9 protein-coding genes are annotated in these 11,916 nt (G+C 62.6%); all 9 read right to left on the bottom strand.

Annotated features, from left to right (window positions below; genetic code table 11):
- Nucleotides 1–2,803: DUF6531 domain-containing protein (locus BT108_RS09855; RefSeq protein ID WP_143142456.1), on the bottom strand; the 2,803-nt coding region annotated here is incomplete at its 3' end.
- Nucleotides 2,804–2,884: 81 nt separating this feature from the next.
- Nucleotides 2,885–3,031: an RHS repeat domain-containing protein gene (locus BT108_RS14330; protein WP_072294368.1), complete on the bottom strand. Its 147-nt coding sequence runs from the start codon at nucleotides 3,029–3,031 to the stop codon at nucleotides 2,885–2,887.
- 855 nt (nucleotides 3,032–3,886) lie between these two features.
- Nucleotides 3,887–4,792: an OmpA family protein gene (locus tag BT108_RS09840; RefSeq protein ID WP_072294359.1), complete on the bottom strand. Its 906-nt coding sequence runs from the start codon at nucleotides 4,790–4,792 to the stop codon at nucleotides 3,887–3,889.
- Between the two features lie 13 nt (nucleotides 4,793–4,805).
- Complete coding sequence (locus tag BT108_RS09835) at nucleotides 4,806–5,546, bottom strand: flagellar motor protein (protein WP_072294367.1); 741 nt, start codon at nucleotides 5,544–5,546, stop codon at nucleotides 4,806–4,808.
- The gene (locus tag BT108_RS09830) at nucleotides 5,528–6,256 is read right to left on the bottom strand and encodes an RNA polymerase sigma factor FliA (protein ID WP_072294358.1); all 729 of its coding nucleotides are present in this window, start codon (nucleotides 6,254–6,256) and stop codon (nucleotides 5,528–5,530) included. The genes BT108_RS09835 and BT108_RS09830 overlap by 19 nt, the downstream gene beginning before the upstream one ends.
- Nucleotides 6,249–7,187 (bottom strand): MinD/ParA family ATP-binding protein, encoded by a 939-nt coding sequence (locus BT108_RS09825; RefSeq protein ID WP_072294357.1) that lies wholly within the window; start codon nucleotides 7,185–7,187, stop codon nucleotides 6,249–6,251. Before BT108_RS09825 ends, BT108_RS09830 begins: the two co-directional genes overlap by 8 nt.
- Nucleotides 7,187–8,518 carry a flagellar biosynthesis protein FlhF gene (flhF, locus tag BT108_RS09820; RefSeq protein WP_072294356.1) on the bottom strand — a complete coding sequence of 444 codons (1,332 nt, stop codon included), beginning with the start codon at nucleotides 8,516–8,518 and terminating at the stop codon, nucleotides 7,187–7,189. The genes BT108_RS09825 and flhF overlap by 1 nt, the downstream gene beginning before the upstream one ends.
- Complete coding sequence (gene flhA, locus BT108_RS09815) at nucleotides 8,515–10,593, bottom strand: flagellar biosynthesis protein FlhA (protein ID WP_072294355.1); 2,079 nt, start codon at nucleotides 10,591–10,593, stop codon at nucleotides 8,515–8,517. The genes flhF and flhA overlap by 4 nt, the downstream gene beginning before the upstream one ends.
- Complete coding sequence (gene flhB, locus BT108_RS09810) at nucleotides 10,590–11,762, bottom strand: flagellar biosynthesis protein FlhB (protein ID WP_072294354.1); 1,173 nt, start codon at nucleotides 11,760–11,762, stop codon at nucleotides 10,590–10,592. The genes flhA and flhB overlap by 4 nt, the downstream gene beginning before the upstream one ends.
- Between the last annotated feature and the right edge of the window lie 154 nt (nucleotides 11,763–11,916).

Genomic DNA, 11,916 nt, shown 5'->3' with positions numbered 1-11,916 from the left:
CGTAACCAATGCTGCGGCTGCCATCTCCCACGGCGGTGATGCGTCCCGAAACGTAGGTGAACGTCAGGGTGCGGCCCAGGCTGTTCTGCACCTGGGTGAGGTTGTCGCCGGTATATGTATACTTGACCTGCAGGCCGTTCGCATGGTTGTAAGTGGCGATCTTCCCCGCAGAATTGAAGTTGAGCTTGTCGCGGTTGACTGTCTCGTAGGTATAGGTGCCATCGCCGTTCTTGATCAGCCTGACGGAATTGGCGGGAGGGGGATTGTAAGTGCCATCCGGCAGCTTGACGAAAACCTCGCCGTTCAGCCCCTGGCGCACGATCACGGTATTGTCGAGCAGCTGGTCGCCGAACCATCTCTGCCCCAGCGTGGCGATGACCAGCTTGTCCAGGGGCTTCGCCGTATCGGAGAGCAGATCGAAAGAGACCATTTGCTCCACCAGCGTGTTCACCGCATCCAGGGCCGAATCCTCGCCCATCCCCTGGAAGCCGTCGCTGCTCACGAAAACACTGGAGGCAAGGTTATGGCTCCATCCCTTGCCCAGGGGACCCGCCTGGGCACGCGCGCCCGAGCTGTAAATCTTCTGGAAGGCGAGCGCATGCGGATAACTCCCTACCCCCACCTTCATGTCGTCGCTGCTGTAGAGGTAATTGCCTGTCTTCATGTCGATCGGTTCGCCAAAGACTTTCCCGATAGTGTACTGCGCGGCAGCCGGGCTCAGGGTATTGTTGAAGGTATTGCTGACGTAGGGCGCCGGCGGTTGAGGCGACGACGAGAACCCGCCTGCGAGATTGCCATCTATGATTGCGCTGATGCGCACGCCGCCCGGGGCGATGCTGTAATATCCCACCCCCGTCCAGCTGTTCTCATTGAGATTGCAATGGGACGCCAGAATCAACCGCCGGCCGGACGATATCGCGTTTTGGAAAATGGTTTTCTGTGGCGAGGAGCAGGCAACCAGGAGACTCTGGATATTGGTGCCGGTGGAATAATTGCTGGATGTCGCATCGTAGATGCGGTAATTATTGAGCGCGGCGATGTCGATCAGCTTGACGGTAGAAACCGCGCTGTTATTTGAAAGTTGCTGTACCGTGGTGGATTCGAAGATACTAAAGTGTGTGGACAGGTTGTAAAACGCCGTCAATTCCTTGGCGCTATCTTCCGCCTGGTTGGTGATGCTCACGATGTTCCCAGGCAAGTCCACGTAGGCCGCCGAATAATATCCGGCGATACCTACTTGATGATGATAGGTTGTATTGGCGTTTGCCAAACGGTCACCGATGTCCCCGATGATGCGGCTTTGCGCAATCCAGCTTGATGAAAGCGCTGCCAGGCTGGATCCCATGATCACTTCGGAAGTGTCCGCGCTGCCTGCCGCCCTGCCTTCCTCGAGCCGCTGGCGATGCAGGTCCACCACTCCGCGTCCGCCGGGTCCCCATCCGTTGCCTATCAGATAAGTCCCCCCGGCCTTGATCTGCTGGGTAAACGTTTCATTTGCCCCGGAACCGACGTAGGCGCTGTGAGTGATCGTAAAGGTTATCGGACCTGAGGTTCCTGGGGCGATGGGATTTCCCGTCGCCATCACGGTGCCGTCCAGCATCAGGACTGGTCGGTTTAAGCTATTGTAAGTGATGGTCAGTCGCGTGCTGTAGATGACATGGGATTGATAGGTTACATCGATACCCTGATACTGGATCCTTAAGGTGGGCTTGTAGGCGTCGGGAATGTACCCTGTCCATTCGGTGAGCGGTACCGACATGTCCTGGTAGGGCAGGCTGGTCTGGCGCAGGGGGGCACCGGTGTAGGGGACGATGGTTTTGCCGCCAATGATGTCGTCCAGTGTGCCTGCCGGATAATTGGTGCGCAGATAATTGGCTAAAGTGGTGGCATAGGCATTGAGGTTGTTGCGAATATTGGTGCGGTTTGCCCCTTGGATATAATCCGCAGTGATGGTCGCCCCGCTTCTCGCCTGAGAGAGGTAAGTAGCGGCGTTGTAGCCGCTGGCGCTGGTCAGATTGATGCCTATCTTGATGGTATGGGGTTTAAAGCTGGGATCGAAATAATAATTGGTGCCGCTGATGTTTACCTTCACCCACACATGGGACAGCTTGATGCTGACCAGGGCTACCGGCGTTCCGGGACAGGTGTAGCTGCTTGCCCCCACGGCAATATGAGGTACCTGTCCATTCGCCAGCAATTGACGTACCGCACAGATGTTATTCGTATCGACCCCCAGCCATTCCCCGACTTGGGTGGCATTCAAGTTGATCTGGCCGAGTACATAACTGGCGGTGAAGCCGGCTTCACGCAATAAGTTCACCATTAAAGCTGCTTGGTCGAAAGCGGTGCCCTGGCGGTCCAGGATGGTGCCCAGCGGCCCTTTCTGGATGCCCCATACGGGATAGTAGCCGATGTTGTTGCGCACGTACTCATAGATGAGATCGGGGTCGTTCTTAAGAGCTCGCACAAGTTCTGTAGTTGAGGCGGGCCCCACCGGTGCAGTGCTCTTGGCCTGTTGGGCACGCTGAAGCGCGTTTTCCCGAAGCGATGGATTCAGGTCCGGGGGCACCGGCCGGGAGTGGATCGCCCGCTCGGATTCCTCAGGCGTTACCGGCTGGAAAATAACTCTTCCGATATTGGGTATTTGATCGGAAGGCTCGCGCGGCCATCCGCCATCTGATGATATCTCGTTCCCGCCATCGGAAACAGAGGATCTCTTGTCGACATTCTCTTCAGATTGGGCTACCGAGGAAAATAAAATCAGGAATGTGTAAAAACCTGCGCACCAGTATGGCATTGTCATATCCTCCGTTGTTGGCGGCCCTGTAGCTGAGTAAGCTGAATATTTGGTGGGCTCAGGAAAAAGCGAAGTGGGAAAGGGCCATCAGGGTGCCCCGGTAGTCACAACGCTGGTGCGATTGCCAGAGGCATCATATGAATAGGTGATAACAACACCGGTGCCATAGGTGGCTGTGGTGAGTCGCCCCAAGACGTCATAAGCGTAGGTAACCGAACCGGCAGATATTGGCATGCTCAAGAGGATGGCCAGAAATCCCGGGGTCAATGTGCTTCCTGGCAATGCACTCAGAACTTGTCTGGCCCAAGCACGACGGCGAGATAGGGGGCGATAGCAAGCATTCATCATTTTTCTCCATATCAAAATGCGTTAGCAAGTGACGAAGTATTTACCACCAATGATAAAAAACTAGAGCTATACTGCCGAGTTTGCTATCCCGCCACCGGTCTCTTTGGAAAATAAGTGGAATTCTGCCTTATGTTATTTCTGTTTTTACAAAGTATCTCCAAGCTATAAAATAGTCAGCCGAGAGAGAAATCAAATTGCGAAAAAAGATCGAGAAGCTTTTTTATTTCTGGCATGGATCACCTTTTCCCAGTGAGACGGGCGGCCTTCGAAACCTTACAGAATTTCTCAAGCTGGCTAATCTTGTTTATCTTCCGCAAGAAATAAAAAGAAATTCGGGAAAAAATAGAACAATAAAGCTTTACTCTACTTTACGGTAGAGACTACAGGAGATTTTTATCTATTGTCAACCATTTGTTGACCATGGTTATAAAAATAGTTTCGAAATAAATTGAAGGGTTCTTACAAGAATAGAAAAAGACTCGTCGACAGGATGAATAGCCACTAGGTTAATGTGATCATTCTGTTTTTTTCGATCCAAGATAACTTGAGAGAATGGCCACTTGCGGCGATCGGTGCCCACAATATGGATCCTACGGGGCCGCCCGATCGGTTTGGTGAGGTAGAACCCCAGCATATCCTGTCGGTAGTTAGCAAGGTAGGTTTTGAGACCTGACACCCGGTCGGGTAGTATCACGCCCATACTGCTCTGCATCCCTTATCACAGCGGTGGTTCGGAGAAGCTCAGGATGAAGATGGAATCAAGGGCGGTATGGACGCGGCCGGATGGTCGGCGGTGCCGGGGTCGGGCGGCGCGGGCAGGATCAACACGGTGACGCGCCGGTTGCGCATCCGCCCTTCGACGGTATCGTTCGAGGCCAGCGGGTGGTTTTCTCCATGGCCCAGCGCCGTCAGGCGCGTGGCTTCCACCCCGTGGTCGATCAGCAGGCGCACCACGCTGCTGGCGCGCATCGCCGACAGTTCCCAGTTGGACGGGAACCTGCCGGTGGCGATGGGAATGTCGTCGGTATAGCCTTCCACCTGGATCAGGTGGTCGCCGTCTTTCAATACCTGCGCCAGTATTTCCAGCATCCTGGCGGCGTCTTCCCGCACCGCCGCTTGCCCAGGGGCGAACAGGACCTGGGCGTTGATCTCCACCCCCACGCCGCGCACGCCGGGAACGATCTTCACCTGGCCATCCTGCATGAGCGGGGCAAAGGGGACGAAGGCGGCCGCCACGTCGCGGGCGACCGCTGCCAGCCGCTCCCGGCGCGCCGCGGCAAGGCGATCAGTCTCGTCTTCCGTGGTTGCGGGGACGGCCGGCACCGATGCAGGGGCGTCGGCCAGCGGTGGTTCAGACGGGGGGTCGTTGCGCACCTCGTCCGACGGCATGGAAATCGGCCGGCGTGCCGGCTTTCGCAGGGGCAGCGGCGCCGGCAATGCCGCGGCGGTCTCGGGCCGCGCTGTCCGGCCGCCGGACAGATCGATGAAGAAGCCCATCGGAGTACCCGGTTTTCCCGCATTGACCTGTGACATCGCGTACAGCACGACAAACAGCGCCAGCAGCAGCGTCAGGAAGTCGGCGTAGGGAACCAGCCAGCGTTCCCTGTTCTCGTGTTCTTCGGGACGGAGCCGGCGCGGCGTCCTCATCCTACCGCCGTTCTCATACGACATAGCCCTGCAGGCGCCCGGTGATCAGCCTCGGGTTCTCGCCATGGGCGATGCCCACCAGCCCGTCCACCAGCATCTCGCGTATCAGCACCTGGCGGGAGATCAGGGTCTTCAGCTTGTTCGCGATGGGAAGGAAAGCCAGGTTCGCCAGCCCCACGCCGTAGATCGTCGCCACGAACGCCACCGCGATGCCGGCGCCCAGATGGGCCGGGTCCGACAGGTTCTCCATGGCCTGGATGAGGCCCATCACGGCGCCCAGAATGCCGATCGTGGGCGCATAGCCGCCCGCCGCCTCCCATATCCGGGCGCCCTGGCGGTGAAGATCCTCGAAGGTGTCGATCTCCACCTCCAGCACACGCTTCAGTTCCGTCGGCGCGGTACCATCCACCACCAGTTGCAGGCCTTTTTTCAGGAAGGGATCGTCGATGCCCTCGATATGGGAATCGAGCGTCAGCAGGCCGTCCTTGCGCGCCACCGTACCCCAGCGGCCGATATGCTCCACCAGCGCCGCCGCGTCGAGCGTGGGCGGAATCAGTATCCAGCGGGCCATCCGGATGCCAAGCACGAACTGGCGCAGCGGGCTCTGCAGCAGCACGGCGCCCACCGTGCCGCCCAGCACGATGGCCAGGGCCGTGGACTGCACCAGCGCGCCCGGGTGCCCGCCTTCCAGCGCGTACCCGCCGAAGACCGCCGCCAGTGCGATGGCGATACCGATTACACTGTTGAAGTCCATGCGCATTGCTTGAGTCCCGCACGCAGGCGGGCCACCGCCTGATTGTGTATCTGGCATACGCGCGACTCGGACACCCCCAGAATCGCGCCGATCTCCCTGAAATTCAGTTCCTGTTCGTAATAAAGCCCCATCAGCATCTTCTCGCGCTCGGGCAGGGACTCTATCCCATCCACCAGCGCCTGCCGCAGATCGTCGTCCAGGAGACTGTCCAGGGGATCGGGGCCGCCGCCGGCACAATGGCGTTCAAGGAAATTCCCCTCGTCGCCGTCGCCGAAATCCTCGTAGTGGACCAGTTGCGCACCGTGCGCATCCAGCAGCATTTTGTGGTAACCCTTGATGGGCATGCCCAGTTCTGCGGCGATCTCGGTTTCGGAGGGAGCGCGTCCCAGGCGCTGTTGCAGCGCGCCGATCGCGGCATCGATCTGGCGCATGCTCCTGCGCGCCCCGCGCGGCAGCCAGTCCATCTGCCGCAATTCGTCCAGCATGGCGCCGCGGATGCGTTGCTGCGCATAGGTGGCGAACTGGGCGCCCGGCGTCTCCTGGTAGCGGCTCAGCGCATCCATCAGACCGATCATCCCGGCCTGGATCAGGTCGTCCACCTCGACGCTGCCCGGCAGCCGGGCGAGCATATGATGCGCGATCCGCTTCACGAGCGGCACGAACTCCTCGAGTTGCAGCGGATGATCGATCGTCCCGGCCGGGCTATACATGGCTCGATGCCTCCCGTACCGCGGACAGGACCGCCGAGGCCGCCATGGCGCCATCCCCCGCGTGTCCCTGCTGCCCCGCCTGCTCGTCCGGGCCGCATTGCAGCAGACGCCGCATGAAGCGCCCCAAATCCATTCCTTTGTCCTGCCGGGTGGGCCACCGGAGCAGCGACTCCGCCGCCAGACGGAAAGCGGCGGTCGAGCGCGCGGCGGGATGCGTCTCCACCGGCAGCCGGCCGGGGCAAAGCGTGCCATCCGGAGGGACGAACCCCGTGAAATCAAGGGAAATGCCCAGGTGGCGCCTTGCCACGCCCGCCATGTTGTCGAAGATGACACGCGCCTCCGATTCCTGGCGCGCCTTGTTGACCAGTACGTGAAAAACTCCCTCGCCGTTGCCGCGCATGCGTTTGATGAGCGCATACGCCGCGGTGATGGAAGCGGGTTCGGGAGAAACGACCATGACGACCTCGTGAGCTGCACAGGCGAGAAAAGGAGAGCACCCGGATCGACCCGGCGCGGCATCGATCAATACCACGTCCATCGGCCGGGTGAAGCGTTCGAAGGATTCCGCGAGATGGATCCGGTCGGCCGTGCCGAGTGTCTCCAGCACACGCATGCCGCGTCCCGCCGGCAGGACGTGCAATCCCACGGAACCTGAAATGATCACGTCATCGAGTGTCTTGTCGCGCCGGATGACGTCGAGCAGATCCCGGTGGGCGTTGAGCCCCAGCGTGGCCGCGACATTGCTGGCGCCCACGTTCTCGTCGATCACCAGTACGTTCCTGGTTTCATCCGCGAGCGCGGCCGCCAGGCCGACCACCGTCGTGGTCGCACCCGTGTCCATGCGCCCGGACGCGACCGCGACGATGCGCAACGGTTCCGGTACCCGCAGGCGGCGCAGCCCTTCCGCCTGGTCGCAGGAAGCATGGGTCATCAAGGCGCACCCCGCTCGTTCAGGCCGCAATCGGCATGGACATCGCCGCAGGCGGCCATGGGCCACGCGGATTCCTCAGCGGAAGCCGCGACAGGAGCAGCTTCGGGGAAGCCATCCAATGACTGCTCCACCAGCGCCGAGGGGTTTGCCAGCTCGAGATCCTCGGGTACGCGCTGGCCACACGCGACATAATAGAGCGGCAGGCAATGGCGCATGGCGACATCCAGCGCGCCGCCGGTGACGACCGCCTCGTCCAGCTTGGTGATGATGGCGCCCGCCAGCCCGTTGCCGCGATAGGCGTGCGCCACCTGCTCCAGCGTATGCCAGTTGGATGCCGCGTTGAGCAGTACCAGGCGCTTGATCTCGGTGCCGCAATCGGCCAGCATGGCGGATTGCTCCGCCACCATCCGGTCGCGCTGGCCCATGCCGATCGTGTCGATCAGCACGATGTGCTTGCCTCGCAGCTCGGCCAGCGCGAGCGCCAGGTCCTGCGTGTCCTTGACGGCGTGTACCGTCACGCCGAGAATCTTGCCGTAGATGCGCAGCTGCTCGTGTCCGCCGATGCGGTAGCCGTCGGTGGTCAGTAAGGCCAGCCTGCTTGCGCCATGGCGGACGACGCAGCGCGCCGCGAGCTTCGCGGTGGTGGTGGTCTTGCCCACGCCGGTCGGCCCCACCAGCGCATAGACGCCGCCTTTTTCCAGGATCTCGTTCTCGTCGCCGATCGCGTGCAGATTGTGCGTCAGGGCAGCCTTGGCCCATTCGGTCGCACCCTCCTGGCCCATGCCGGCCGGGAGACCTTCCACGAGATCGCGCCCGAGCGGCCCGCTAAAGCCGGCCGCGAGCAGGCGCTGCAGCAGGTACTCGCGCACGGGATCGCCCGGTTCCTGCATGTTCCATCTCAGCCCGGCCAGCTGCTGTTCCAGCGTGCCCCGCATGGACTTGATCTCCTGGAGCACGCTGGCCGTCATCTCGTCGGCCACCAGGCGCAGGTCATCCGCCGAGGTTGACCGCACGGCCTCGCCTGCGGGAGATTCGGATGCCCATCTGGAGAACAGACGGCGGGCGGAACGCGGTGCGGCGGATGCCGCGGCCTGCGGTGCCACCGGTTCGGGCTCCGGGCCGGGTATGGCGAGGGGTGCGCCGGCGGGCGCGGATGTCTGCTCCCCGGCAGAGGGCAGGAGTGCCGCCACATCCGCCCGGGCCAATGCCAGGAGTTCGACGCCCTCCTCCATCGTGCGGTTGGAAAGAATGACGCTCTCAGGTCCAAGCGCGTCGCGCACCTGGCGCAGCGCCTCGCTGGACGTTGCAGCGACGAAACGTTGAATGCTCATGCTCTGGCTCCCAGGATCGAGGTGACTTTGATGTTGCTGGAATCGGGTACTTCGGCGTGCGACAGGATCTTCAGCTGCGGCACGGTGCGGCGCAGGAAGCGCGCCAGCAACGTACGCAATGAGGCCGGCACCAGCAGCACCGGCACCAGGCCGATCTGCTCCTGGCGCTGGCTCGCGCCGAAGGCTTCGCGCAGCAGCGTGTCGGCGAGGCCCGGCTCGATGCCGCCTCCGTCCGGGCTGGCCTGCAGCGCCTGCGTCAGTAGTCTCTCCAGCCCCGAATCGAGCGCCATGACCTGCAACTCACCCGCCTGCGGCCAGATCTGCTGAACGATTGCCCGTCCCAGCGCGACGCGCACCAGGGCGATCAGTTCGTGGGGATCCTGGATTCGCGGCGCGTGTTCGGCCAGCGCGTCGACGATGGTGCGCAGGTCGCGGATGTGGACGTTTTCCTCCAGCAGGCCCTGCAATACCTTCTGGACGGTCGTGAGGGGCAGCTGCTTGGGAACGAGATCCTCCACCAGCTTGGGGGAATCCTTGGCCACGCGGTCGAGCAGCTGCTGCACCTCCATGCGCCCGAGCAGTTCGGCCGAGTGGCCCCGCACCAGGTGATTCAGATGCGTCGCCACCACCGTGCCGGCATCCACCACGGTGTAGCCCAGTGCCTGGGCCATCTCCCGCCGTTCCGCCTCGATCCACAGGGCGGGCAGGCCGAATGCCGGATCGCTGGTGGCGAGGCCCGGCAAGGTGCCCTGGACCGTACCCGGGTCGATCGCCAGGTACTGGCCGGGATGGGCTTCGCCGCTGCCGATCACGGCGCCCTTCAACGTGATGCGATATCCGTTGGGACGCAGATCCAGGTTGTCGCGGACATGGATCGAGGGCGGCAGGTAGCCGATCTCCTGGGCGAATTTCTTGCGCACACCCTTGATCCGCCGCAGCAGCTCGCCATCCTGCCCCTTGTCCACCAGCGGCACCAGGCGGTATCCCACCTCGAGGCCGAGGACATCGACCGGCGCCACGTCGTCCCAGCTGGCATCCTGCACGTCCGCCTGCACCGCGGGCGCCGGAGAAGCCTGTGCCCGGGCCAGCCCGGCGCGCCGCCGCAGCACGTGGGCGCCGCCGCCCAGCAATGCCGCCAGCAGCAGGAAGGCCAGGTGCGGCATCCCGGGTATCAGGCCCATGAGGCCGATGATGGCTGCGGTGAGGATCAATACCTGGGGCTTGGAAAACAGCTGGCTCGCCAGCTGGGTGCCGGTGTCCTCGTCCGTGCCGACGCGGCTGACCACCAGGCCCGCGGCGGTGGAAATGATCAGCGCCGGAATCTGCGCGACGAGTCCGTCGCCGATGGCGAGCAGCGTGTAGTTGCGCGCGGCGGTGGCGAGGTCCAGGTCATGCTGCAGCACGCCGATGACCAGCCCGCCGATCACGTTGACGAACAGGATGAGGATGCCCGCGATCGCGTCCCCCCGGACGAACTTGCTGGCGCCGTCCATGGAGCCGTAGAACTCCGCTTCCTGGGCGATGCTGGCACGACGCCTGCCGGCCTCCTCCTCGCCGATGAGGCCCGCGTTCAGATCCGCGTCGATCGCCATCTGCTTGCCGGGCATGGCGTCCAGGGTGAAGCGCGCCGAAACCTCCGCGATGCGGCCAGCGCCCTTGGTGATGACGATGAAGTTGATCACCACGAGAATGATGAAGACGACGATGCCGACCGTGTAATTGCCGCCGACCAGGTAGTGGCCGAACGCCTCGATCACCTTGCCGGCCGCGTCGGGCCCGTTGTGGCCTTCCATCAGCACGATGCGGGTGGAGGCCACGTTGAGCGACAGCCGCAGCAGCGTGGTGAGCAGGAGCACGGTGGGAAACACGGCGAAATCCAGCGGCTTGTTGGTGTGGATGCCGACCAGCAACACCATGATGGACAGGGCGATGTTGAAGGTGAACATCATGTCGAGCAGGAATGCGGGCAGCGGCAGCACCATCATGCCCAGGATCATGAATATCAGCAGCGGGCTGGCGAGGGTATGGATCTTCATGCTGCCGAATGCGGCACCCTTCCTGAAGATTGCGCTCATGGGCGATCCGGCCTCGGGCCGTCTCCGCCCGCCCCCGCGCTTTCCGGGTCCAGAGCGGCGGGCACCGGCAGGGTTTCGGGTTTGCGCGGGGCTCCGCCGCCCTGTTCATGGTAGCGGCGCAACTGGTACACATAGGCCAGCACTTCCGCCACGGCGTTGTAGAGCGCCTGGGGAATCTCATCCCCCAGCTCGGCATGGTGGTAGAGCGCACGCGCGAGCGGCGGCGCCTCCAGCAGCGGCACGCGATGCTGCTCGCCGATCTCGCGGATTCGCAGGGCCAGCAGATGCCTGCCTTTCGCGACCACCCGGGGCGCGTGCATTTTTCCTTCCTCATACTTCAGCGCGACCGCAAAATGGGTGGGATTGGTGACGATCACGTCGGCCGCGGGAATCTCGGCCATCATGCGCTTCCTTGCCATGGCGTGCTGCTGGGCGCGGATGCGGGACTTGACGTGCGGGTCGCCCTCGGTTTCCTTGTTTTCCTGGCGCACTTCCTCCTTCGTCATCCTGAGCCTGCGGGCGTGGTCCCAGAGCTTGAACGGCACGTCCACCGCGGCGACCAGCGCCATCATGCCTGCGATGGCGAGGAAGCTCATGACGGCCAATTCGCCGAGATGGCCGATGCTTGCCCCGAGCGGCGCCGCAACCAGCGACAGGACCGCGTCCTTGTCGTGCCAGATGGTCCAGACCGCCATGGCGCCGATCAGCGCCGCCTTGAGCAGCGCCTTGGCCAGCTCGATCATGCTGTTCGTCGAAAACATGCGCCCCACGCCTTTCAACGGATTGATCCGCTTGAAGTCCGGCGCGAGCGACTTCCACGTGAAGAGCCATCCCGAGAGCAGCAGGGGCGCCACCAGGGCCGCGATCATCATCAGGAGAAAAAAGGGGGACAGCGCAAGCAGGGCGTGCAGGGATTGCTCCAGCAGGCGCTCGAGCAGCAGTGCCGGATCGAAGCCGAAACTGCGGGGAATCTTCATCCCGTCGCGCATCAGGTTCGCAAGCTGGCGCGCAAGCGGGCCGCCCATCAGCCACAGGCCGGCACCCGCCGTGATCAGGACGACGAACGTGGAGAGTTCCTGCGAGCGCGGCACCTGCCCCTCGTCGCGCGACTTCTCCAGCCGCCTCTGCGACGCAGGTTCCGTTCGTTCCAGATCGCTTTCTTCGCTCACCGCCCACTCCCGACAACGCGCCGATAACCGGACACGTGGCGATTATCGGACGATGCGGGGATGGGTCATCCGGGGAAAAGAACGGCATTCCTCCTTCAATTCCGCCGGGGCATGGCGTCATTCGCCGGCACCGCCATTGCCGCCCTCGGGACGG

Source organism: Nitrosovibrio sp. Nv17 (genome assembly GCF_900119085.1).
GTDB lineage: Bacteria > Pseudomonadota > Gammaproteobacteria > Burkholderiales > Nitrosomonadaceae > Nitrosospira.
This window is presented reverse-complemented; position numbering and strand designations above follow the sequence as displayed.

Bases quoted from the DNA above. Each gene is read 5' to 3' on its own strand.
- BT108_RS14330 (WP_072294368.1), bottom strand. From the start codon at position 3,031: ATGCCAATATCTGCCGGTTCGGTTACCTACGCTTATGACGTCTTGGGG.
- BT108_RS09840 (WP_072294359.1), bottom strand. From the start codon at position 4,792: ATGAGGACGCCGCGCCGGCTCCGTCCCGAAGAACACGAGAACAGGGAA.
- BT108_RS09835 (WP_072294367.1), bottom strand. From the start codon at position 5,546: ATGGACTTCAACAGTGTAATCGGTATCGCCATCGCACTGGCGGCGGTC.
- BT108_RS09830 (WP_072294358.1), bottom strand. From the start codon at position 6,256: ATGTATAGCCCGGCCGGGACGATCGATCATCCGCTGCAACTCGAGGAG.
- BT108_RS09825 (WP_072294357.1), bottom strand. From the start codon at position 7,187: ATGACCCATGCTTCCTGCGACCAGGCGGAAGGGCTGCGCCGCCTGCGG.
- flhF (WP_072294356.1), bottom strand. From the start codon at position 8,518: ATGAGCATTCAACGTTTCGTCGCTGCAACGTCCAGCGAGGCGCTGCGC.
- flhA (WP_072294355.1), bottom strand. From the start codon at position 10,593: ATGAGCGCAATCTTCAGGAAGGGTGCCGCATTCGGCAGCATGAAGATC.